The sequence below is a fragment of the Pulveribacter suum genome, from assembly GCF_003013695.1.
GTDB classification, from domain to species: Bacteria; Pseudomonadota; Gammaproteobacteria; order Burkholderiales; family Burkholderiaceae_C; genus Melaminivora; species Melaminivora suum.
In genome coordinates this window covers 1,673,809-1,695,754 of sequence record NZ_CP027792.1, presented here as the reverse complement: position 1 = coordinate 1,695,754, position 21,946 = coordinate 1,673,809, and the positions used below count along the sequence as shown (strand labels likewise).

The following is a 21,946-nucleotide window of genomic DNA, read 5'->3' as shown; positions in this document are numbered from 1 at the left end:
ACGCTCCGATGAAAGTGAAGGAAAGAGAAACGGGGCGGTCAGCTGCACAGGCACACGCGCTGCACCGAGCGGCCGAACAGGTGGTAGCCCGACGCGCCCTCGGCCAGCAAATCCAGCATGGCGCGGGCGTCCAGTACGCGCGTGCCGCCGACCACCGTGGCGCCGCGGCGCGCGAAGGGCGCCAGGCGCAGCGTGGCGGTGGGCCCGACCACGGCGGCGCGCGCCCCTGGGCGCAGCAGCGCCAGCAGGCCTTCCAGGGTGCCGTTGGTGAGCGTGGTGGCGGTGGTCAGCAGCACGTCGGCCTGCGGCAGCACCTCTGCCACGCGGCCGGCGGGCACGAAGTGCGGCAGCTCCTGCAGCCGCAGCGTGGCCGGGTCGCGCTCGACGACGTGGTATGGCTGGCCCCGCTGGCGCAGCGCGCGCAGATACGGCCCGAAGGCGCCGACCACCACCACCTGCTCGCCCGGCGCGATGGCCAGGGCGTCGAAGCCATCGCCCTCGACCACGCGCGCGCCGGCGGGCGCGCCACCCTGGCGCCACAGGGTCTCGGCCAGCGCGTTCAGCGTGGCGATGGCCAGGGCGCGGCGCAGCGGCTGGGTGTGCTGCAGGTCCTGCAGCACCTCGGCCACCGGCCGGCCGGCCAGGCGCCCGGGCGTGGGCATGGCCAGGGCGGAGCTGGGGCAGCACACGGCCGCCGGAATGTCCTGGATCGGCGTGGCAGCCAGGCCGCCGACGCCGTTGTCCAGCTGCACGCCGGTGAAAAATACGCCCAGCACGGCGCGCGCCAGCCGCCGCCGCGCCAGCGTGTCACCCAGGTGCTGCTCCACGTCGGCATGCAGCTCGGCTAGCAGCGCGCCGGCCGTGGCGGCCCGGCCCTGCGCGATGCGGCCGGGGCGGGCCGGCGGCACCGGGGCGGGGACAGCGGTGGTCAGCATGGCGCGGTCTCCCAGGAGATGAAGGCCCAGCGCATCGGCGCGCCCTCGCGCTGGGCCGGGGTGGCCTGCGCGTACCAGCCGCGCAGGCGGGCGGTCTCCGCCTCGTCCAGCCCGCCCATGGACCAGGCGACGCGGCGCGCGAAGTCGTCGAAGTCCACGGCGCCGGCCAGGCGGCTCTCCTGCGCCAGGTACGACAGCTGCGGGTGGATGCCGCGCGCGTGCAGGATGTTGAGCAGGTAGATGTAGTCGGGCATGGCGGGCACGCGCCGGCCGATGGCTTCCTGAATCGCCGGGTCGGTGAAATGCCCGCCGACCAGGTGGGTCAGGTACACCCGCCGGCGCGCATGGCGCTGCAGCTTGGCCAGCGCGGCGCCGATGTCGGCCACGGTGGTCGAGCGCGAGGCCACGGCGATGTCGCACACCGGCACGTCGCTCCAGTCGTCTTCCCACGCCCTGTACCGCGTCTGCACGTGGGACAGGCCGCGCGCGGCCGCCTGCTCGCGCATCGCCTGCAGCATGGCGGCGCTGTAGTCCAGGCCGACCACCTGCTCCAGGCGCGGCGCCAGCGCCAGGGCAATGGTGCCGGGGCCGCAGCCCACGTCCAGCAGCGAGCGCGCACCCGACAGGTCCATGCGCTCGATGAACTCCTCGGCATAGCGGCTGCCCACGGCGCGCGCGGCCATGCCGGCGGCGCGGCCATCCCAGGCGCTGGCGTCCTTGCGCGTGCGCCCGGCCAGGGCCAGATGGTGCTGGTACAACAGGTTGAAGTCGATGGCGGCGATGGTCATGCAGAGGTGTCCTTGTCGGGAGAGAAGGTTCCCAGGCCGGCGCTGATGGCCTGCTCGCTCACGCCGTACAGGCGCGCCAGCGCGGCCGGCGTGGCGGTGGCGCGCGGCGCGCCGATGGCCTGCAGGCGGCCGGCGCCCAGCAGCGCGATGCGGTCGGCCACACGCAGCGCGTGCTCGGGCTGGTGAGTGGTCATCAGCACCGCCATGCCGGCGGCGCGCAGGCGCGCGACGTGCTCCAGCACGCGGATCTGGTTGCCAAAGTCCAGGCTGGCGGTAGGCTCGTCCAGCACCAGCAGGCGCGGCTCCTGCGCCAGCGCGCGGGCGATCAGCGCCAGCTGGCGCTCGCCGCCGCTGATCGCCAGGGCGCTGTGTGCCTGCAGGTGGGCGATGCCCAGCGCCTGCAGGCACTGCAGCGCCCGCTGCCGGTCGGCCGCGCCGGGCGTGGCGAAGCGCCCCAGGCGCGCGGCGCGGCCCATCAGCACCACGTCCAGCACGGTGTAGGGAAACCATCCGGCGTGCGCCTGCGGCACGTAGCCGACCTGGCGCGCGAACGCCGCGCGGCCCCAGGCAGCCACGTCTTGCCCGGCCACGCGCACCTGTCCCGACAGTGGCGCCAGCAGGCCCAGCAGCGTGCGCAGCAGCGTCGTCTTGCCGCTGCCGTTGGCGCCCAGCAGGCACAGCACCTCGCCGCCGGCCAGCTCGAAGGTCAGGCCCTGCGCCACGCGGCGCACGCTGTGGCCGATGGTCAGGTCGTGCGCCTGCAGTACGGGCAAGTCGGCAGCGGTCGCGCCCGTCCGCATGGCAGAGGCCGGCGTGCCGGCCGGAACCGCCATGGACGCTTGCACCCGCGCGCTCATTGCCGCTCTCCGGAACGCGCCAGCAGGAACAGGAAGAACGGCGCGCCGGCCAGCGCCGTCAGGATGCCCAGCGGCAGCTCGATCGGCGCGGCGGTGCGTGCCAGCGTGTCGGCGGCGACGAGAAAGCCCGCGCCCAGCAGCACGGAGGCCGGCAGCAGGCGCGAGAACTCCGGCCCGACCAGCAGCCGCGCCATGTGCGGCACCACCAGCCCGATCCAGCCGATGATGCCCGTGAGCGACACGGCCGCGGCCGTGCTCAGCGTGGCGGCGGCCACCAGCACCCGGCGCAGGCGCGCCACCGGGATGCCCAGCGCCTGGGCCTCCTCGTCGGGCAGGCTCAGCAGGTTGATGCGCCAGCGCAGCAGCGCCAGCGGTACGAGGCCGGCCAGCAGCGCCGGCAGCGTGGCCAGCAGGTCGGGCGCGGTGACCGCGTTCAGCCCGCCCAGCAGCCAGAAGGTGATGGAGGGCAACTGCGTCGCCGGGTCGGCCAGGATCTTGATGAGCGAGATGCCCGCGCCCAGCAACGTGCCCACGGCCACGCCGGCCAGCACCAATACCAATACCGCGTCGTGCCGGCGCACCAGCGCGGCCACGGCGAGCACCGTGCCCACGGCCGCCAGGCCGCCGCCGAAGGCCAGCGCCTGCACCACCGCCAGCGGCAGGCCCAGGTAGATGCCCAGCACCGCGCCCAGCCCGGCGCCGGCGGACACGCCCAGGATGTCGGGCGAGACCAGCGGGTTGCGGAACATGCCCTGGTACGCCGCCCCGGCCGCCGCTAGCGCCGCGCCCACGCACAGCCCGGCGGCAACGCGCGGCAGGCGGATGTTCCACACCACCGTCTCCACGGCCGGCGACAGGCCCGAGGGCGCGCCCGTCAGCCGCGCGGCGACGGCGCGCCACAGCTCGCCCGGGGCCACCGGAAACTTGCCCGCCGCGAACGCCACCAGCACCACGGCCGCAAGTGCCGCCACGGCCAGCAGCCAACGCACCGGCATTGCTATCAAAAAAGGAGCTTCCAGCGCTTGACTGGCGGGCGTTAGAGGCCGATTTGACTGAAAATTCATGCATCTGCCTCCAGCAGCTCGTGCAGCGCGGGCGCCGGCAGGTCGGCGCCGTAGAACGACTGGTAGAAGCGCGCCACGGCATCGGCCAGCGGCTCCTGCGCGGCCAGCAACGCATGGCCGGGGTGCAGCCGCTCGAGCAGCCAGCGCACGCCGATCAGGCGGTTCACGCCCGGCGGGCCATCCAGCCAGCCGAACGGCAGCGCGGGCGCGCAGTGCACGCGCCCGGTGCGCACGGCGGCGACGGCGCGCCACAGCGGGTCGGCCTGCACGCGGCGTGCGAAGTGGGCGTCCTGGGTGACGATGACCTGCGGGTCCCAGGCCAGGATCTGCTCCAGCGACACCCGGGTGAGCGAGCCAGCGCCGGCCGCGGCGGCCACGTTGCGGCCGGCGCACAGCTCCAGCAGCTCCACGTTGATGGAGCCGCCCAGGCCCGTCTCCAGCCCGTCCGCGCCGCGCCCGTAGTACACGCGCGGACGCTGCTCCAGCGGCACGCCGGCCCGCAGGCGCGCGGCCAGGGCGAGGATGGCGTCCGCCTGCCCGGCCAGCGCCTCGCCGCGCGCGGCCACGCCCAGCAGGCGCCCCACCTCGCGCAACTGGGCGCCGTGGTCGGCCACGCGGCCCTGCACCAATGCCATGGGCAGGCCGGTCTGGCCGCTGGCGGTGCGCAGGGTGGAGACGTAGGTGGCGTCCGCCGTGCCCGCGTCCAGCACCAGGTCGGGCTGCAGCTGCAGCAGCGACTCCAGCGCCACGGTGCTGCCGCGCCCGGCCAGGCGGCCGGTGTGCGGCAGGCCGCGCAGCGCGGGGCCCAGCAGTGCGCGCGCCTGCGGCGGCAGCGCCATGGGCCAGCCCAGCAGCTTGCCGGGCGCCAGCGCCGCCACCAGCACGCCCGCCGGCGGCCCGGCGGCGAACACCCGGCGCACCTGGGCCGGCGGGGGCATCGGGCCGAAGCGCGCCACGACCACGCCGCCCTGCGGCTGAGCGCGCAGGGGCCAGGCCGGTGCGGCCAGCGCCGCGGCCAGGCCCAGCAGGTGGCGGCGGCCCAGCATCACGCCCCCTCCCCGCGCCGCGCCGCCGCGGAGAACCAGGAGCCCAGCGCCAGGGCCTGCGCCGGCAGCTCCACGCCTTCGCCCCCGGTGAAGCGGCGCCACGCCGCCAGGTGCTTGCGAGCGACGGCGGTGAGCACCAGCACGTTCGCGCCCACCAGCGCCGCCAGCTCGGCGACGAAGCCGCCGCCGCCGGCCTCCAGCTCGCCGAAGCGGTTCACGATAGCCAGCGCAGGGCGCTCGGCCAGGGCCTGGCGCAGCACGCCGGCGGCCTGCGCCACGCCGGCCGGATCGACGCAGCAGGCGCGCGACAGCGGGCCCAGGTCCTGCGAGATGCAGAACTCGCGCCCGCCCGCCAGGTCGACGAGGTACATGCCCTTGCGGCCGCGCGCATCGGTGCGGCGCTCGTGCACCACACCGCCCACGCGCCATCCCTCGCGCGCCAGCGAGCGGGCGAAGGCGGCCAGCAGGGCATCGGCCTCGCGCGAGCCGCCGTCCTCGTGGACGATGGCCGCCAGCCGGGCGGGGGTGTCGGCAATGGTCATGGGGTGGGCCCTCGTGCGCCGGCGCGCGTCAAAAGCGGTAGACGCCGTGGACGAACCAGGAGCGGCCAGGCATGGGGTAGCCGTCAGCCAGCTCGTACCATTTGTCGGCCAGGTTGTTCACGCCGAAGTCCACCGCGACGTCCTTGGCGGGCTTGTAGGTGGCCTTGAGCCCGGCAGTGGCGAAGCCGCCAAGCCGGCGATAACCGCCATCGAAGTTCACGCGGCGGCCCTGCTCGGCCTCCAGGGTGGCGTGCAGCTCCCACGGTGCGCTGGGCATCCAGCGAACGGCGGCGAAGAGGCGCTGGCGCGGCGTATCGACGAGTGTGATGCCGCGGTCGCTGAGGTTGGTGCGGTGCAGGTAGGTATAGCTGGCGCTGGCGCTCCAGCGGGCCGACAGCTGCTGCGCCAGCGACAGTTCCAAGCCCCGGTTGCGCGTGCGTCCCACGTTCTGCGCCTGGTCGCAGGTGGCGCCGCCGCAGGCGCCGGAGGGCACCGCCACCGTCTGGATTTGGTCGTTCACCCGGCTGTGGAACACGGCCGCCTGGCCCGTGCCGCCCGCCCAGGGCTGGCCGCTCACACCCAGTTCGACGTGGTTGGCGCTCTCGGGCTGGAGATCGGGGTTGGGCAGCGCCCGGCCCATGCGGGCGGAGTAGCGATCCTTGATGGTGGGAAAGCGCGTCTTGTGCGAGGCGACGGCGTACACCTCATCGCCCTGCTGCGTGAGCGCATAGCTCAGCTTGGCCACGCCGTTGGTGGCGCTCGCCGCGCCCTTGGGCCAGTAGTAGACCTCTTTGGCGTCGCGCTTCTCTTGGCTCAGGCCCAGGTTCAGGCGCCAGCGCTCGCCCAGGGCGATGGTGTCCTCGGCCACCAGGGAGGTGGTCACGTCGCGGTAGAACTTCCCGGCGTCGTCGTGCTCGTCGAGCTTGTAGTGCAGGGCCAGGCGCAGCTCGTGCCCGCGCAGGCTGTAATTGGCCCACTCGATGGTCGCCCCCTTGCTGGTGTCCTTGTAGGCGCTGGTGGGGTCGTGCCGGGAGTAGGCGGCGTCGCTGTAGATGTCCAGTCCGTTCTCGTAGCTGTCGTGGTACAGCCGGGTCTTGAGCACGTTGTCCGGGCCGATGCGCGTGGTGCTCAGGAAGTACAGGCTGTCCTTGTCCCAGTACGGCCAGCGCCAGTAGCGCACGGCGTTGCGCTGGGCGGACCGGCCGGTGTAGACCGGGTTGCCCTTCTCGCCCTCCTGGCGCACATAGCCCAGGGCGTATTCGTCGGTGGCGTTGGGCGTCAGGCCCAGCTTGAACGACAGGCGCCTGTCCGTGCGGTAGGCGTTCTCGCGGTGGCTGCCGGCGTCGGTGGGCTGGCGCTTGTAGTCCCGAAAGCCCCTTGGCAGCGCAAAGCCGTCGGCGTCCAGGTACGAGGCGCCCAGCTGGTAGTACCAGCGGCCCTGGTTGCCGCCGAGGTTCAGCGCCGCCTTGCGCATCTGCCCGGTGCCCAGGCCCAGGCGCACATCGCCCTCAAACGGCCTGGCCGGCTTGCGCGTGACGAGGTTGATCGCGCCCCCCAGGGTGTTGGGGCCGTACAGCAGCGAGGCATCGGCCTTGGCCACGCGGATCTCGGCCAGGTCGAACGTGGTGAAGCGGCTGAAGTCCACGTAGCCGTCATAGGGCACGTACAGCGGCACGCCGTCCACGTAGACCGGCACCTGGCGCGAATCGAACCCGCGCAGGTAGACCATTTCCTCGTTGCGCGCGCCCACGCGCGCAAGGCTCACCCCGGGCAGCATGCGCACCGCCTCGGACACGGTGTCGGCCTGGTTGCGCATGATCTCCTGCTGGCTCAGCACGGCCTCGCCGGCCGGCGCGGCCGGCACGGGCGAGCCCACCACCGTCACCGTGCCCAGCTCGAACACCCCTTCGGCCGCCTGTGCGGCCCCCGCGGCCACGGCGCACGCCAGCAGCAGCGGACGCGTGGTATGGCTTGCGCGGCCCCGCGCTGCCTTCATGGCCTGCATGTCCCACCCCTCGTTATTCAAAAAGGTAATAGCGGTGGCCAAAAAAAACGACGGACCGTCCGTTTTCGACAGGACGGCCGCCATGGCCACCGCACAGGGGCCTGACTATACCCCCGCGCGGCTGCCCAGCCAGCGCGCAGCGCCCTGCCCCGCCGCCAGGCCGGTGGCAAAGCAGGCGGTGAGCAGGTAGCCGCCAGTGGGGGCCTCCCAGTCGAGCATCTCGCCGGCGGCGAACACGCCGCTCAAAGGGCGCAGCATCAGTGCCTCGTCCAGCTGCTCGAAGGCCACGCCGCCGGCGGTGCTGATGCTCTCGTCCAGCGGCCGGGGAGCCACTGCGGTGACGGGCAAGGCCTTGATGGCCGCGGCCAGCCGCTCTGCGTCCTGCACGCCCTCCTTGCCCAGCACTTCATGCAGCACGGCCATCTTGATCCCGCCCAGGCCCAGGCGGCTCTTGAGGTGGCTACTCAGGCTGCGCGCGCCGCGCGGATGGCGCACCTCGGCCAGCACGCGCTCGGGCGCATGGTCGGGCAGCAAGTCCAGGTGGAACGTGGCATGGCCGTGCGCCGCGATCTCGTCGCGCAGCAGGTGTGAGACCGCATAGATCAGGCTGCCCTCCACCCCGGTGGCGGTGGCGACAAATTCGCCGCGGCGCTGAAAGTGCCGGCCCTGCCCATCGGTGAACGACAGCGCCACCGCCTTGAAGGGCTGGCCGGCAAAGCGCTCCACGAAGTGCGGTGACCAGCCCGGGCGGGACGCTTCCTGGCGGCCCAGCAGCTCGCGCAGGAAGTCGCGCCGCGTCTCGCCCGCAGGGGCCTGCGCGCCCAGCACGTCGAAGCCGCAATTGGCCGGCGCCAGCGGCGCGATGGCCACGCCGCGCTCGCTCAGCAGCGGTACCCACGCTCCGTCCGAGCCCAGCCGCGCCCAGCTGGCGCCGCCCAGGGCCAGCACCACGGCGCGTGCCTGCACTGTGGCCGGGCCGGCAGGGGTGGCAAAGTGCAGCAGCTGCGGCCCGCCCTCGTGGGGGGCCTGCGCCCAGCCCAGCCAGCGCTGGCGCATGTGCAGCTGCACGCCGGCCGCGCGCAGGCGCTGCAGCCATGCGCGCAGCAGCGGCGCAGCCTTCATGTCGGTGGGAAAGACCCGCCCCGAGGTGCCCACGAAGGTCTCCACCCCCAGCCCCTGTGCCCATTCGCGCAGCTGCTGCGGACCGAAGGCCTGCACCAAAGGCGCCAGCGCCGCCTCGCGCCCGCCGTAGCGGGCGACAAAGGGCTGCAGCGGCTCGGAATGGGTGAGGTTCAGCCCGCCCTTGCCGGCCAGCAGGAACTTGCGCCCCGCGGAAGGCATGGCGTCGAACACGTGGACGCGGCGCACGCCCGCAGCGGCAGCGGCCTCGGCCGCCATCAGCCCGGCAGGCCCGGCGCCGATCACGGCCAGGTCGCACACCCGTGTTTCATCCGGCATTTCGTCCTGTGTTGTGTCCTGCGGCATACCCGGCAGGTGCGGGCTTGAGGGTTGGTCAGTCATCATTCATCCGTCAAAACAGCGCCGCCTGGTACGGCACATGCGGCGCACCCGGCGCATCCACCGCCACCAGGCGGCCATCGCCCGTCAGAAACGCCGCCCGCACCGGCTCGTCGGGCAGCAGCGCGCCCAGCGCCTCGCGGTAACGCTGCATCTGGGCTACCAGGGCCAGCTGGCTTTCCGGCTGCGTGGCGCTCTTGTAGTCCAGCACCCACCACCGGGCGCCGCCGCGCGGCTGGCGCAGGCAGACCAGGCGGTCCAGCCGCAGGCTCTGGCCCTGCCAGGTCAGCGGCACCTCGTTCATGGCCTGCTCGACGTGGGCCTCGTCCCAGGCCCAGGCGCCTTCGCCCTGCAGGATACGGGCGGCCAGCGCGGCGGCGCGGGCGGCCGCCTCGGGCGTGATGGCGAAATCGCGGGCCAGGCGGGCCAGGCGCGGCGCGCCCCAGCCGGCTTCTGCGCCGCAGCCTTCAGCGTGCTCCAGCAGCTGGTGCATGGCCTCGCCCTGGCGCGACAGCGGCGTGCTGGCCGGCACGGCGCCGGGGCCGGCCGCCGGGGCCGCGTAGGCCGGCAGCACGTGCAGCACGATGGTGGCGCTGTCTTGCGCGGCCGTGCTGCCCTGCACCCCCTCCAGCACGGCGGGCTGCAGGTCGGGCAGCAGCCGGCTCCACCAGCTGCCCGGCGCGGGGCCGTCGGCCCGGGCCTGCACGCACGACAGCGCCAGGGTGTGCCGGGCGCGGGTGGCGGCCACGTACAGGGTGTTGATCTCCTCGCGCTGGCGCTCGGCCAGTTCGGCGGCCAGCACATCCTGCGCACTGGGCGGCGGACTTTTCTCGCTGGCCAGAAAGACGAAGTGGCGCGGCACGGCGTGCTCGCCCGGCCAGTCCACCAGCGCGCCCATGGTTTCGGCGCGCTGGGCGCCGGCATCGGTGTCCAGCAGCAGCACGGCGTCGGCCTCCAGCCCCTTGGCGCCGTGGATGGTGAGCAGCCGCACGGCCTCGCCATCGACCCGGCCGGGAGCGCGCGGGCCGGCGCGCTTCATGGCGCGCACGAACGCATAGGGCGTGAGGTAGCGGCCGCCCCCTTCGTCCAGCGCGGCGGACAGCAGCGCGCGCAGGTGGGCCAGCACGCTGGCGCGCTGTGTGGCGGGCGCCGCCGCGGCATAGCGCGCCAGCACGTCGGCGTGCTGGTAGATGGCCTGCAGCGCGTCGTGCGGCGGCAGCGTGGCCACCCATTGCTGATATAGAGCCAAATCGGCCCCTACGCCTTGCAGGTCCTGCGCCAGAAGCTCACTTTTTTGTAGCAAATCAAACCAGCTGCAGGGCGTTTCGTCGGCTGCCAGCGCGGCCTGCTGGCGGCGCAGCAGGGCCAGGCGCACCAGGGCCTCGTCGGGCAGGCCGAACAGCGGCGACTTCAGCGCCCGCGCCAGCGCCAGGTCGTGGCCGGGCGAGACGAGCGCGTCCAGCAGCGCCACCACGTCCTGCACCTCGGGCGCGTCGGCCAGCTGGGCCTTTTCCGGCTGCACGCAGGGAATGTGCAGGGCGCGCAGCGCATGCTGCATGTGGGCAAGGCGGTCGCGCTTGCGGGCGAGCACCATGATGTCCTGCGGCCGGGCGCCAGCCGCGATCTGCGCCGCCACCCACTGCGCGGCCTGGGCGCATTCGCGCATGCGCAGCGTCTCCTCGGCCTCGTGGCGGGCCTGGGTCAGGCTGTCGCGCCAGGGCGGCGGCTCCTCGTGCTGCACGGCGGCATCGTCGCCCTCGCCCGCCCGGCCGGCGCGCGGGATGGGCGGCAGCTGCACCAGGGCGCCCGCCTCTGCCGATTCGGTGGTGTGGTCGCGAAAGCCGCTGTAGTGCCGCGCCGCCTGCGCCGCCTGCATGACGCGGTTCACGCAGCCGATCACGGCCGTGGCGTTGCGCCGCGTGTGGTCGCAGGCCAGCAGGTCGCCGCCCAGGGCATCGCGCACGAAGGCCTGTGCGGCGCGAAAGACCTGCGGCTCGGCCCGGCGAAAGCGGTAGATGCTCTGCTTGGGGTCGCCCACGATGAACACGCTGGGTGCCTGCTGGCCCCCGCCCGCACCGGCGTAGCCCGACAGCCAGGCCTGCAGTGCCTGCCACTGCAGCGGATTGGTGTCCTGGAATTCGTCGATCAGCAGGTGGCGCACGCGCGCGTCCAGCCGCTCCTGCACCCAGCCCGAGAGCACCGGGTCGGACAACAGCACCAGCGCCGTGCGCTCCACGTCGTTCATGTCCACCCAGCCGCGCTCGCGCTTGAGCTGGGCGAACTCGGCGATCAGCCGCCGCGACAGCCGCGCCATGCGCTGCTGGTGCTGCCAGGCCAGGTGCTGGCGCTGGGCGGCGCACAGGCGCTGCAGCTCGGCCTCGGCGGCGGCCGCGGCCTCGAACTTCTGCAGGTGGTTGGTCAGGCGGTCTTCGGCAGCCACGAACAGCGCCTTGCGCAGGGCCTGCAGCCGGGCCTGCGCATCCGGCAGTTCGAAGGCAGCGACGATGGCGTCGGCCGCCTTGGGCGCGGTCTTGCCGCCTTGCGCGCCCAGATCGCGCGCCCAGCCCTGCCAGCGCGCGCGGGCCGCCTCGCCCTCCAGCGCCTGGCTGGGCTGCTGCAGCCCGGCCAGTTCGGGGTAGTGCTTGCCGCAGTGCGGCACCGAGGCATCGACCACGCCGGCCTCGTCGGCCAGGGTGAATTCCACGCGTTTGGCCAGCGCCGACTCCAGCGCCTTGTGCGTCTGCGAGCGGCCGTGCTCGGCCACGCAGGCGCCGTAGTCGGCACGCAGCTGCTCGTCCTGCGCCACGGCGCGCAGGAAGGGGTGCCAGACCTCGGCCACCGCGTCGGCGTCGTCCTCCAGCAGCTCGTAGCCCGTGGGCAGGCCCTGTTGCTCCAGCACCGACAGCGGCGCCGTGGACAGCAACGCGGCGAACCAGCTGTGGAAGGTGCGGATCTGCAGCGGGCGGCCCGCGTCAAGCGTCTGTTGATATAGTTTTTGTAGCTGCTCGCGCTTGTCCCATGCGGCTTGCGGGTCGATTCCTCGTGCAATCAACTCGCCTGGCAGCTCGTCCGCCGGGCACGCGGCAAAGTCCTGCAGCCACTGCTGCAGCCGCTCGCGCATCTCGCCCGCGGCCTTCTTGGTGAAGGTGATGGCCAGGATCTCGTGCGGCGCGCTGCCTTCCAACAGCGCGCGCAGCATGCGCGACACCAGCATCCAGGTCTTGCCCGCGCCAGCGCAGGCCTCCACCGCCACGCTGCGGCGCGGATCGCAGGCCACCGCATAAAACGCCTCGCGCGAGACGCTGCGGCCGTTCAGTTCATAGGCGGCTTGCACAGTCATTTTTCTCTTCCAGTACGCCACGCAGCGCCCACGCCCCACGCAGCTGGCGCGCGTCAGGCCAGCAGACGCCGAGCAAGGGCCGCCCCGCAGCGAGGGCGTCGTCCCCCTGCCCGCAGCGCATTGCGCTGCGAGAGCGGGGGGAAGGCGCGCAGCGCCTCAGGGGGGTGCCTCTGCTAGTCATTCCAGAAATCCCTGCGGCACAGGCCGCGCGCGGCGCACCAGTCGCACACGGCGCCCTCGCCCAGCGCCTGCATCAGCTCGCCTTCGGCGATGCGGGCCATGTCGTGCTCGATGGCGCGCAGCAGCTGCTGGTGCAGCTGCTCCAGGCCGTCCTGCTCGTACAGCCGGACTTCGCCGCGCTCGCCCACGTTCAGATAGGCGGCGCGCAGCCTGTGGCCCGGGGGCATGAGGGCGGCATAGAAGGCCAGCTGGATGTCTTCGCCACCGGCGCCGATGCGCTCGCGGGTGCGGGTGGCGCTCTCGCTCTTGTAGTCGATGATCAGGTGTACGGGCGGCTGCCCGGCGCCGTGGATCACGTCCACGCGGTCCAGCGTGCCGATGAGCTCCACGCCGGCCAGCGGCTGGCGGGCGCGCAGCTCGGCATGGGCAAAGGCGCCGCGCTCGGCCGCTTCGTAGCTGCTCAGCCAGTCCAGGTAGCCCTCGCGCAGCAGGGGCCAGCCGCTGGCCCAGGGCAGAAAGTCGCCGCCCTCCAGGCGCAGTTCGCGCGTGGCACGCGCAGCCGCCTCGTCCATGAGTGCGGCGCGCCCGGGCCCGCCCGCAGCCGCGGCCAGGCCTTCGTGAAAATGCTGCAGCAGCCGGTGCAGCCAGGTGCCGAAGTCGCGCTTGTCCACCTGCCCGTCCAGCTCGCCGTCTTCCTGCAGGCCCAGTTGGCGCAACGCGAAAAAGCGATAGGGGCAGTGGCGCAGGTCGGCATAGGCCGATGCCGACAGCCGCTGCAGCGGCAGCGCACGGCCGTCGGCCCGGGGCCGGGCCACGGGTGCGGCGGCGACGGCGCGCGGCACGCAGGCGTCCTGCCCCTGGGCAGCCCCGCCCAGCAGGCGCAGCGCCTGCACCAGCGGGCTGGCCAGCAGCGGCTCGCTGCGCCCGTCGCCGGTGCGCCAGACCAGCTCCACGTGCGGCAGGCCCAGCGCGTACTGCCAGGCGGCGCGCTGGGCCTGGGCCAGCGCCTCGCGCGTGGGCAGGCCCAGGCCTTCGCGCTGCGCGGCGGTCCACGGCCCGGGCGGCTCGGGCGCGGCCTGCAGGCGCTTTTCGTCGCAGCCGGGAACGACCAGCGCGGCGAAGGGGCGCGCCAGCAGCTGCGCCAGGGGCAGCACGACGACGGGCGCGCCGTCAGGGTATTCGGGACGAAAGCGGGCGCTTTCCAGCACCTCGCCCGCCCAGCGGGTGAATTCGGCCAGGCTCAGGCGCCGGCCCGCGCCGTCCACGCTGTGCAGCTCATCGCCCAGGCCGGGCGGCAGTCGCAGCTCGGCCAGCACGCGCTCGCCGGCGGGGTCGGCCTCCAGGGCGTCCCACGCACCGCAGTCCTGCAGCAGCTGGCGCAGCGCGGCCAGCCAGGCGGCCAGCGGGCGCGCGGCCTGCAGCCGTGCGCGCCATTGCTCGCACTGCGCGGCCAGCGCGGCCTCCAGCGGGTGGCGGGCGCTGCTCGCAGCCAGGTCGGCCGCGCCGGCGCTCCACAGGCGCTCGCCCTGGCGGCGCAGCCAGCGCTCCAGGGCGTGCAGCGACGGCGCATCGGCGCCGGGGCAGTGCTTGAGCCAGTCCAGCACCTCATCGGCCGGCGCGTCCCACGCGCAGGCGCGCAGCAGCGCCATGAGCTGGGCAGAGGCCCGCGTGGTGGACAGCGCCCAGCCGGTCTCGTCCTGCACGCTGACCCCGGCCGCGTGCAGCAGCGCGCTCACGCGGCGGGTGAGCGCCCGGTCGGTGGCGGCCAGCGCCACCGGGGCGCGGGCTGCCGCCAGATGGGCCAGCACGCAGGCTGCGGCGCGCTGCGCCTCGGCCTCGCCGTCGTCCACGGCATGCAGGGCGATGCACGGCGCATCGGCGGCAGGAGGCAGGTGCAGGCCGGCAGACCAGCCGTCCTCGCCCCAATGCGCCAGCAGCGCCTGCGCCAGCGGATCGGGCTGCAGCCCGCCCAGCACCACCAGCAGCCGCGCGGCCTGGCGTGCCTGCGGAGCAAACAGCACGTCGCTGGCGTGGCGCGAGGCCAGCACCCATTCCAGGGCGACGCGCGCGGCGGCGGCCTCAAAGCGCAGGGCGGCGCCATCGCCCCCCGCGGGCAGCAGCGCGCGCGCCGCCTCGCCCCACTGCGCCCGCTGACCGGGTGCGACGGCGGCCACCGCGCCGGCCAGCTGGGCGGCCATCTCCAGCACCAGCGCAGCCAGCATCTCGCGCTGCTCGCCCAGGCCGGCGCGCTCCAGCAGGGCGCGGGCGGTTATGGCGTCGCGTGCCCGCTCGCCGGTGTACTCGCTGGCATGCGGCGCCGGGGCGGCAAAGCGCACCGCCCAATTGCGCGTGGTCTCAAAGCGCGGGGCAAAACCCTGGGGATGCAGCCGCTGCCACTGCCGCGCGGCCTGGGCCATGAGCTGGGCGTAGGGCACCAGCACCACCACCGCGCACAGGCGCACCCCGCGCCCGGCCGCCAGAGCCTGTACGTGGGTGAACACCTCGCTCCAGCCCTGCGCCGGGCGATCGTCTGTCGCTATGACTGTCATAGCACGAGGGGTACGGCCACGGCGCCGCGCGAGGTTCGGGTTTCTGTCACAATGACCAGACTTTAAACGCAGCAGACAGCCCCAGACGCGGGAAGGAACCGAAGGAAACGCCCATGGCCAGCGAACTCATCAAGCAACTCAGCGACGCCAGCTTCGATGCCGACGTGCTCAAGGCCAGCACCCCGGTGCTGGTGGATTACTGGGCCGAATGGTGCGGTCCGTGCAAGATGATCGCGCCCATCCTGGACGAGGTCGCCGCCGCCTACCAGGGCCGCCTGACCGTGGCCAAGATGAACGTGGACGACAACCGCGAAGTGCCGGCCAAGTTCGGCATCCGCGGCATCCCCACGCTGATGCTGTTCAAGGACGGCCAGCTGGCTGCCACCAAGGTCGGCGCCCTCAGCAAGGCGCAGCTCACCGCCTTTATCGATCAGCAGCTGGCCTGACCCTGCGCCGGCCCTGCCGGCACGTTGCGGCTGCTCCTGCGCAGCCGCTTCGTTTGACCCCGCGGCCCAGGCCATGCGCACCGCGCCTGGGGCTTTCGCAGATTTCCTGTCATAATTTGCGCGCTGATCGCCCCGCCGCACCTACCCACAGTCGCGGCAGGCCCGGATCACCGGCTCGTCCTCCCCGCCACGCTTCGTGGCCCGCACGGCGCGCAGCCCCTCCCCTCCCCAAGACACCTGTCCTCACTCCGCTCAAGGAGTCATTTCATGCACCTCAACGAACTCAAGGCTTTGCACGTGTCCGAAGTGCTCAAGCAAGCCGAAGCGCTGGAGATCGAAAACGGCGGCCGGATGCGCAAGCAGGAGCTGATGTTCGCGATCATCAAGAAGCGCGCCAAGGCCGGCGAGCAGGTGTTCGCCGACGGTGTGCTCGAGATCCTGCCCGACGGCTTCGGCTTCCTGCGCAGCCCCGACACCAGCTACACCGCCAGCACCGACGACATCTACATCAGCCCCAGCCAGGTACGCCGCTTCAACCTGCACACCGGCGACATGATCGAGGGCGAGGTGCGCATCCCCAAGGATGGCGAGCGCTACTTCGCTCTGACCAAGCTGGACACCGTCAACGGCGGCGCGCCCGAGCAGAACAAGCACAAGGTGATGTTCGAGAACCTGACGCCGCTGTTTCCGCGCGAGCAGATGAAGCTCGAGCGCGACATCAAGGGCGAAGAGAACATCACCGGCCGCATCATCGACATCATCTCGCCCATCGGCCGCGGCCAGCGCGCGCTGATCGTCGCGCCCCCGAAGAGCGGCAAGACGGTGATGATGCAGCACATCGCCCACGCCATCACCGCCAACAACCCGGACGTGCACCTGATGGTGCTGCTGGTCGATGAGCGGCCCGAGGAAGTGACCGAGATGCAGCGCTCGGTCAAGGGCGAGATCATTGCCTCCACCTTCGACGAGCCGGCCGCGCGCCACGTGCACGTGGCCGAGATGGTGATCGAGCGCGCCAAACGCCTGGTGGAATTGAAAAAGGACGTGGTGATCCTGCTGGACTCCATCACCCGCCTGGCCCGCGCCTACAACAACGTCGTGCCCTCCAGCGGCAAGGTGTTGTCCGGAGGTGTGGACGCCGCGGCGCTGCAGCGTCCCAAGCGCTTCTTCGGCGCTGCCCGCAAGGTCGAGGAAGGCGGCTCGCTGACCATCATCGCCACCGCGCTGGTGGACACCGGCAGCCGCATGGACGAGGTGATCTTCGAGGAATTCAAGGGCACCGGCAACAGCGAGGTGCACCTGAGCCGGCGCCTGTATGAAAAGCGCGTGTTCCCGGCGATCGAGATGAACAAGAGCGGCACGCGCCGCGAAGAGCTGCTGCTGCCGCCCGAGATCCTGCAAAAGACCCGCATCCTGCGCCAGTTCATGTACAACATGGACGAGATCGAGTCCATGGAGCTGATGATCAAGAAGATGAAGGAGACGAAGACCAACGTCGAATTCTTCGAGGCCATGCGCCGCGGCGGCTGAGCGCCAGACACGCGGCTGCAGGCTGGGGACTCCAGGAGCCAACGCCCCACCATGCTCGACATCCTGCGCCGCCTGCTGGGCCGCCCGCGCCCCGCGCCGGCGCCGCCGTCGCCGTCGCCGGAGCTGCGCAGCCGCCAGCAGTTCGAGGCGCTTGACCGGCTGGCGCCCCTGGCCACGGCCAATTCGCTGGCCGCTACGCCCTCTTTCGTGCGCCGCGAGCCGGTGCTCGGCCGGGACGAGCGCATCGCCGGCTACACCTTCAACCTGCAGGACAACCTGCAATCGCGTCTGCAGGGCAAGCAGGACCTGCGGCACAAGGTCTATGACGACGTGCTGCTGCGCAGCCTGGCCTCGCTGGGCATCCACAGCCTGCTGGGCCACCGCCTGGCCTTCGTCGGCCTGTCGCCGGTCTCCCTGGACAACCCGTTGCTGACCCAGCTGCCTGCGCACAACACCGTTTTGATGCTCAAGCCCGGGCGCCAGCCCCTGGTGCCCGAGCTGCTGGCGCCCCGGCTGGACGCCCTGCGCCGGGCCGGCTTTGCCATGGGCTGGGTGCTGAGCGCCCGCGCGCTGGCCGAGCATCCGGCGCTGGAGCCGCTGGCCGCCCAGGGCGAATACGTGCAGTTCCAGACCGCAGGGCTGGACGGCCTGCAGCTGGACGCGCTGCGCCAATCGCTGCAGCGCCAGCGCCCGCCCCGGGCGCCCGCCCTGCGGCTGATGGCGCAGGAGCTGCGCGCGCAGGAGGAATTCCACCTGTGCTTCCAGATGGGGTTCGACTACTTCCTGGGCGACTTCGTCACCCGCCGCGACGACTGGCACCCGCCCAGGAGCGAGACCAACCAGGCGCTCACGCTCAAGTTGCTGAACCTGCTGCGCGGCGACGAGGATCTGCGCAGCATCGCGCGCCAGATCACCACCGACCCGGTGATGACCTTCAAGCTGTTGCGCTACCTGAACTCGCCCGCCATGGGCCTGCGCGAGCCGGTGCTGACCATCGACTCCGCCCTGCAGTTGCTGGGGCGCGAGCGCTGCTACCGCTGGCTGTCGCTGCTGCTGTTCGACATTCGCCAGGCAGGCTTTCGCGAGCGCCTCTTGTCCGAACAGGCGCTCACGCGGGCTTTCTTCCTGGAAGGTGTGGCTGGCCAGGGCCGGGTACCCGACTGCCCCGACGAGCTGTTCCTGCTGGGCCTGTTTTCCATGCTCGATCTGCTGACCGGCCAGAGCCTGCCCGCGCTGGCCCAGGCCGCCCGCCTGCCGCCTGCCGTGCAACAGGCGCTGCTGGGCCAGCCGGGCATCTACCGCGAGGCGCTGGCGCTGGCGCGGGCCCACGAGAACCCTGACACCGAAGCGCTGGACGCGCCCGCCGCAGCCTGCGGCCTGGACGCAGCCCAGGTGCTGCGCCTGGGCATCGAGGCGCTGGACAAGGCCTACGCCACGCTGGCGCTGGGCCAGGCATAGCAGCCCCGTGCGCCGCGCGGTATAATCGCGGGCTTTTCCTGTGCGGCAAGTACGCTGGATGTTTTGGCGAAACAAGGGTTGTTTCCCATCCGGCACGGCTGCCGCCACTGACTGCTGAGGCAAGACCATGAAAGAAGGCATCCACCCTACCTACCGCGAAGTGCTCTTCGTGGACCTGTCCAACGGTTTCAAGTTCGTGACGCGCTCGTGCGTGAACACGCGTGAGACCGACACCTTCGAAGGCAAGGAATACCCGCTGTACAAGCTGGACACGTCGTCCGAATCGCACCCGTTCTACACGGGCACGCAAAAGTCCGTGGACAACATGGGCGGCCGCGTGGAGCGCTTCCGCAACCGCTTCGGCAAGAGCGCCGCAGCCGCGAAGTAAGCACCGCAGGCAGGCTGTGGCTGTGCGCCCCGCGCGCACCACAGCCGCACCCAAAGGCAGCCCGGCACGCCGCGCTGCCTTTTTTCTTGCCCGCACCTGTCGCTGCCCGCCGCGGCAGCGGGCGCGTTTTCCCCGCTATCCTCCAGCCGGTCGCGGCCGTCGCCGCCCTGCCCTGCTCCAGCGTGAACCTGCCCTCCCCCGCCATCGTTGCCCGTAACGCCGTGCGCCCGCTGCCGCGCTGGGCGCTGGCGCTGCTGTGCCTGGCCTATACCGTGGCCGGCTACCTGGGGCGCGCGCCCTGGCGCGGCGAGGACATGGCCGCCTTCGGCTACATGCGCGAGCTGGCCCTCGCGCGCACCGGCTGGTCTGCGCCGCTGCTGGGCGGCCTGCCGCCGGACACCGACGGCCTGCTGCCCTACTGGCTGGGCGCCTGGGCCATCCAGGCGCTGGACGGCTGGCTGCCCGCGGCCCTGGCCGCGCGCGTGCCCTTCATGGCGCTGCTGGCCCTGACGTTTGCCGCCACGTGGTATGCCGTGCGCGAGCTGGCGCGCAGCCCCGGCGCGCAGCCGGTGGCGTTCGCCTTCGGCGGCGAGGCCAGTCCCGAGGACTACGCCCGCACCATGGCCGATGCCGCCCTGCTGGCCCTGATCGCCTGCCTGGGGCTGATGCAGTATTCGCACGAGACCACCGGCTACCTGACCCAGCTGGCCTGCAGCGCGCTGGTGTTCGCCGCCGGCGCGCTGCTGCCGGCGCGCATGGCCTGGGGTGCCGTGGCTGCCGGCGCCGGCCTCGCCGGATTGGTGCTGAGCGGCGCGCCGAGCATGGCTGCGCTGCTGGGCACGGGCAGCGCCTGGCTGGTCTGGCAGGCACTGCCGGCCACGCCGCGCCAGCGCGCCCTGGGCGCCGCCACACTGCTGGCGCTGACGGCGGCCGCCGCGCTGCTGGCTGCGGCGCTGGGGCTGTGGCGCTGGCGCATCGTCAGCTACGAAGAGACCAAGCAGTGGCAAAGCCTGCTGCGCCTGTTCATCTGGTTTCCGTGGCCCGCCTGGCCGCTGGCGCTGTGGACCTGCTGGCGCTGGCGCCAACAGATCGCCAGCCGTGCCTGGCACCGCCACCTGTGGCTGCCGCTGTGGTTTGCGCTGGTGTCGGCCGCCACGGCGCTGCTGACCCAACCGGCCGATCGGGCGCTGCTGCTGGCCCTGCCGGCGCTGGCCACGCTGGCCGCGTTTGCGCTGCCCACGCTGCGCCGCGGCCTGACGGCGCTGATCGACTGGTTCACGCTGCTGTTCTTCAGCATCGGCGCCATCGCCGTATGGGTGGTGTGGCTGGCGGTGCAGACCGGCGTGCCGGCCAAGCCCGCGGCCAACGTGGCGCGGCTGGCGCCGGGCTACGTGCCGCACTTCTCGGCCCTGGCCTTTGCCGTGGCGGTGGCCGCCACGCTGGCCTGGGGCGCGCTGGTGTGGTGGCGCGCCGGGCGCCATCGCGCCGCGCTGTGGAAGAGCCTGGTGCTGCCCGCCACCGGCGCCACGCTGGGCTGGCTGCTGGTCATGACGCTGTGGCTGCCGCTGCTGGACTACGGCCGCAGCTTTGCCCCGCAGATCGCCGGCGTCTCCGCCGTGCTGGGGCCGCAGCCGGGCTGCATCGCGGGCCAGGGCCTGAGCCGTGCGCAGCTGGCCGCCCTGTCCTACCACGGCGGGCTGGATGTGGTGCCCGCCGCGCAGGCCGGCCTGTGCGACTGGCTGATTGCCGACGGCGAAGCGCGCGCGCGCCTGGCCACTGCCGGGCCGGCCGGGCGCTGGGAGCTGGTGGCCAGCGTGGGCCGCCCGACCGAGCGCAGCGACCGCCTGCTGGTGCTGCGCCGCGCCGTGCTGCCGACCCCATCCACCGATCGCTGATGAGCGAGCTGGCCACCATCTCCCGCCACGCCCTGACGGTGCTGGCCGGGCAGCTGGCCGTGATGGCCTTCGGCGTGACGGACACCATCGTCGCCGGGCGCCACTCGCAGGACTCGCTGGCGGCGCTGTCTATTGGCTCGGCGGTGTTCGTCAGCGTCTATGTGGCGCTGATGGGCGTGCTGCAGGCACTGCTGCCGGTGTGGGCAGAGCAACGCGGCGCCGGCCAGCAAGCCGCGATCGGCGCCAGCGTGCGCCAGTCGCTGTACCTGTGGCTGGCCGCCAGCGTGCTGGGCATGGCCGCGCTGCTGGCGCCCGGGCCCATCCTGCGCGCCACCGACGTGCCGCCCGAGCTGCGCGCCCTGGTGGCCGACTACCTGGCCATCCTGGCCTTCGGGCTGCCGCCGGCGCTGCTGTTTCGCATCCACGGCACGCTCAACCAGGCGCTGGGCTGGCCGCAGCTGGTCACCTGGCTGCAGCTGGGCTCGCTGGCCATCAAGGTGCCGCTGTCCATCTGGTTCACCTTCGGCGGCGCGGGGCTGGCGCCCCAGGGCGTGGCCGGCTGCGCCTGGGCCACGCTGGCCGTCAATTACGCACTGGCGCTGCTGGGCCTGTGGATGGTGCGCCGCCAGCCCCTGTACGCGCCGCTGGCCCTGTGGCGGCGGCCCGAGCCGCCCGAGGGCGCGCAGCTGGCGCGCTTTCTGCGGCTGGGCCTGCCGGCGGGGCTGGCGATCATGGTGGAGGTGACGTCCTTCACGCTGATGGCGCTGTTCGTCGCGCGCCAGGGGGTGCTGGCTTCGGCCGCGCACCAGATCGCGGGCAACCTGGCGGCCGTGCTGTACATGGTGCCGCTGTCGCTGGCGATCGCCACCAGCGCCCGCGCCAGCTTTTGGCGCGGCAGCGGCGACGAGGCCCAGGCCGCCGCCGCCGTCTGGAAGGGTTTTTGGCTTGCATCCCTTACCGGCTGTGCGCTGGCAGCTCTTCTTTTGATAGTACGCGGGCCGGTGGCGGCGCTGTACTCCAACGACGCCGCCGTGGTCGCGCTGACCACTGCCCTGCTGGGCTGGGTGGCCGCCTACCACGTGGCCGATGCGGTGCAGACGCTGTGCATCTTCGTGCTGCGCAGCTGGCACATCACGCTGGCGCCACTGCTGGTGTATGGCGTGATGCTGTGGGGCGCGGGCCTGGGCGGCGGCTATGCGCTGGCCTACCGCGGCGTGGGCGGCGTGGGGCCGCTGCACTCGCCCGCGGCCTTCTGGATGGCCAGCGCGGCGGCCCTGGCCGGGGTGGCGCTGGCCTTCTGGGCGCTGCTGGCCTTTGTGCTCAGAGCATGTTTGCGATCTGCGCGCGAAGGGGTGCAGGATGCGGATCGGGACAGCTGCTAGGCGCAAACCACAGCGATGGCCTG

The 21,946-nt window shown here is 72.8% G+C and carries 16 protein-coding genes; 6 read left to right on the top strand and 10 right to left on the bottom strand.

Translation table 11 applies throughout. From position 1 onward, the window contains the following. Positions 1 to 38: 38 nt before the first annotated feature. From C7H73_RS07825 to C7H73_RS07775, 10 genes are all read right to left on the bottom strand, one after another. Positions 39 to 935, bottom strand: coding sequence for a DUF364 domain-containing protein (locus C7H73_RS07825; RefSeq protein ID WP_106846125.1), 897 nt, complete (start codon positions 933 to 935; stop codon positions 39 to 41). Further along, entirely contained in the window at positions 929 to 1,723 is a 795-nt protein-coding gene (locus tag C7H73_RS07820) for a class I SAM-dependent methyltransferase (protein ID WP_106846124.1), read from the bottom strand. Before C7H73_RS07820 ends, C7H73_RS07825 begins: the two co-directional genes overlap by 7 nt. After that, positions 1,720 to 2,523 carry an ABC transporter ATP-binding protein gene (locus C7H73_RS07815; protein ID WP_106847587.1) on the bottom strand — a complete coding sequence of 268 codons (804 nt, stop codon included), beginning with the start codon at positions 2,521 to 2,523 and terminating at the stop codon, positions 1,720 to 1,722. Before C7H73_RS07815 ends, C7H73_RS07820 begins: the two co-directional genes overlap by 4 nt. Positions 2,524 to 2,576: 53 nt before the next feature. Further along, positions 2,577 to 3,575: a FecCD family ABC transporter permease gene (locus C7H73_RS07810; RefSeq protein WP_106846123.1), complete on the bottom strand. Its 999-nt coding sequence runs from the start codon at positions 3,573 to 3,575 to the stop codon at positions 2,577 to 2,579. Between the two features lie 65 nt (positions 3,576 to 3,640). Continuing rightward, complete coding sequence (locus C7H73_RS07805; RefSeq protein WP_106846122.1) at positions 3,641 to 4,690, bottom strand: ABC transporter substrate-binding protein; 1,050 nt, start codon at positions 4,688 to 4,690, stop codon at positions 3,641 to 3,643. After that, positions 4,690 to 5,232, bottom strand: coding sequence for a DUF2478 domain-containing protein (locus C7H73_RS07800; protein ID WP_106846121.1), 543 nt, complete (start codon positions 5,230 to 5,232; stop codon positions 4,690 to 4,692). Before C7H73_RS07800 ends, C7H73_RS07805 begins: the two co-directional genes overlap by 1 nt. A 28-nt stretch (positions 5,233 to 5,260) precedes the next feature. Further along, on the bottom strand, positions 5,261 to 7,237 hold the full coding sequence (locus tag C7H73_RS07795; RefSeq protein WP_106846120.1) for a TonB-dependent receptor plug domain-containing protein: 1,977 nt from the start codon (positions 7,235 to 7,237) through the stop codon (positions 5,261 to 5,263). 105 nt (positions 7,238 to 7,342) lie between these two features. Continuing rightward, positions 7,343 to 8,695 carry a TIGR03862 family flavoprotein gene (locus C7H73_RS07790; protein ID WP_106846119.1) on the bottom strand — a complete coding sequence of 451 codons (1,353 nt, stop codon included), beginning with the start codon at positions 8,693 to 8,695 and terminating at the stop codon, positions 7,343 to 7,345. 73 nt (positions 8,696 to 8,768) lie between these two features. Next, positions 8,769 to 12,095, bottom strand: coding sequence for a UvrD-helicase domain-containing protein (locus tag C7H73_RS07785; RefSeq protein ID WP_106846118.1), 3,327 nt, complete (start codon positions 12,093 to 12,095; stop codon positions 8,769 to 8,771). 173 nt (positions 12,096 to 12,268) lie between these two features. Continuing rightward, positions 12,269 to 14,824 (bottom strand): PD-(D/E)XK nuclease family protein, encoded by a 2,556-nt coding sequence (locus tag C7H73_RS07775; protein ID WP_106846117.1) that lies wholly within the window; start codon positions 14,822 to 14,824, stop codon positions 12,269 to 12,271. A 113-nt stretch (positions 14,825 to 14,937) separates the two neighbouring features. Between C7H73_RS07775 and trxA the strand changes: the two genes are divergently transcribed. The 6 genes from trxA (at position 14,938) to C7H73_RS07745 (ending at position 21,923) form a co-directional block, all read left to right on the top strand. Then, positions 14,938 to 15,270 carry a thioredoxin TrxA gene (gene trxA / locus C7H73_RS07770; RefSeq protein WP_106846116.1) on the top strand — a complete coding sequence of 111 codons (333 nt, stop codon included), beginning with the start codon at positions 14,938 to 14,940 and terminating at the stop codon, positions 15,268 to 15,270. Positions 15,271 to 15,537: 267 nt separating this feature from the next. Further along, positions 15,538 to 16,800 (top strand): transcription termination factor Rho, encoded by a 1,263-nt coding sequence (gene rho / locus C7H73_RS07765; RefSeq protein ID WP_106846115.1) that lies wholly within the window; start codon positions 15,538 to 15,540, stop codon positions 16,798 to 16,800. Positions 16,801 to 16,851: 51 nt separating this feature from the next. Next, positions 16,852 to 18,258 carry an EAL and HDOD domain-containing protein gene (locus C7H73_RS07760; protein ID WP_106846114.1) on the top strand — a complete coding sequence of 469 codons (1,407 nt, stop codon included), beginning with the start codon at positions 16,852 to 16,854 and terminating at the stop codon, positions 18,256 to 18,258. A 127-nt stretch (positions 18,259 to 18,385) separates the two neighbouring features. Further along, positions 18,386 to 18,646: a type B 50S ribosomal protein L31 gene (locus tag C7H73_RS07755; protein WP_106846113.1), complete on the top strand. Its 261-nt coding sequence runs from the start codon at positions 18,386 to 18,388 to the stop codon at positions 18,644 to 18,646. Positions 18,647 to 18,828: 182 nt separating this feature from the next. After that, on the top strand, positions 18,829 to 20,541 hold the full coding sequence (locus C7H73_RS07750) for a hypothetical protein (RefSeq protein WP_106847586.1): 1,713 nt from the start codon (positions 18,829 to 18,831) through the stop codon (positions 20,539 to 20,541). Further along, positions 20,541 to 21,923 (top strand): MATE family efflux transporter, encoded by a 1,383-nt coding sequence (locus C7H73_RS07745; RefSeq protein ID WP_106846112.1) that lies wholly within the window; start codon positions 20,541 to 20,543, stop codon positions 21,921 to 21,923. The genes C7H73_RS07750 and C7H73_RS07745 overlap by 1 nt, the downstream gene beginning before the upstream one ends. Positions 21,924 to 21,946 lie beyond the last annotated feature (23 nt).

Bases quoted from the DNA above. Each gene is read 5' to 3' on its own strand.
- C7H73_RS07825 (WP_106846125.1), bottom strand. From the start codon at position 935: ATGCTGACCACCGCTGTCCCCGCCCCGGTGCCGCCGGCCCGCCCCGGC.
- C7H73_RS07820 (WP_106846124.1), bottom strand. From the start codon at position 1,723: ATGACCATCGCCGCCATCGACTTCAACCTGTTGTACCAGCACCATCTG.
- C7H73_RS07815 (WP_106847587.1), bottom strand. From the start codon at position 2,523: ATGCGGACGGGCGCGACCGCTGCCGACTTGCCCGTACTGCAGGCGCAC.
- C7H73_RS07810 (WP_106846123.1), bottom strand. From the start codon at position 3,575: ATGCCGGTGCGTTGGCTGCTGGCCGTGGCGGCACTTGCGGCCGTGGTG.
- C7H73_RS07805 (WP_106846122.1), bottom strand. From the start codon at position 4,690: ATGCTGGGCCGCCGCCACCTGCTGGGCCTGGCCGCGGCGCTGGCCGCA.
- C7H73_RS07800 (WP_106846121.1), bottom strand. From the start codon at position 5,232: ATGACCATTGCCGACACCCCCGCCCGGCTGGCGGCCATCGTCCACGAG.
- C7H73_RS07795 (WP_106846120.1), bottom strand. From the start codon at position 7,237: ATGCAGGCCATGAAGGCAGCGCGGGGCCGCGCAAGCCATACCACGCGT.
- C7H73_RS07790 (WP_106846119.1), bottom strand. From the start codon at position 8,695: ATGCCGGATGAAACACGGGTGTGCGACCTGGCCGTGATCGGCGCCGGG.
- C7H73_RS07785 (WP_106846118.1), bottom strand. From the start codon at position 12,095: ATGACTGTGCAAGCCGCCTATGAACTGAACGGCCGCAGCGTCTCGCGC.
- C7H73_RS07775 (WP_106846117.1), bottom strand. From the start codon at position 14,824: ATGACAGTCATAGCGACAGACGATCGCCCGGCGCAGGGCTGGAGCGAG.
- trxA (WP_106846116.1), top strand. From the start codon at position 14,938: ATGGCCAGCGAACTCATCAAGCAACTCAGCGACGCCAGCTTCGATGCC.
- rho (WP_106846115.1), top strand. From the start codon at position 15,538: ATGCACCTCAACGAACTCAAGGCTTTGCACGTGTCCGAAGTGCTCAAG.
- C7H73_RS07760 (WP_106846114.1), top strand. From the start codon at position 16,852: ATGCTCGACATCCTGCGCCGCCTGCTGGGCCGCCCGCGCCCCGCGCCG.
- C7H73_RS07755 (WP_106846113.1), top strand. From the start codon at position 18,386: ATGAAAGAAGGCATCCACCCTACCTACCGCGAAGTGCTCTTCGTGGAC.
- C7H73_RS07745 (WP_106846112.1), top strand. From the start codon at position 20,541: ATGAGCGAGCTGGCCACCATCTCCCGCCACGCCCTGACGGTGCTGGCC.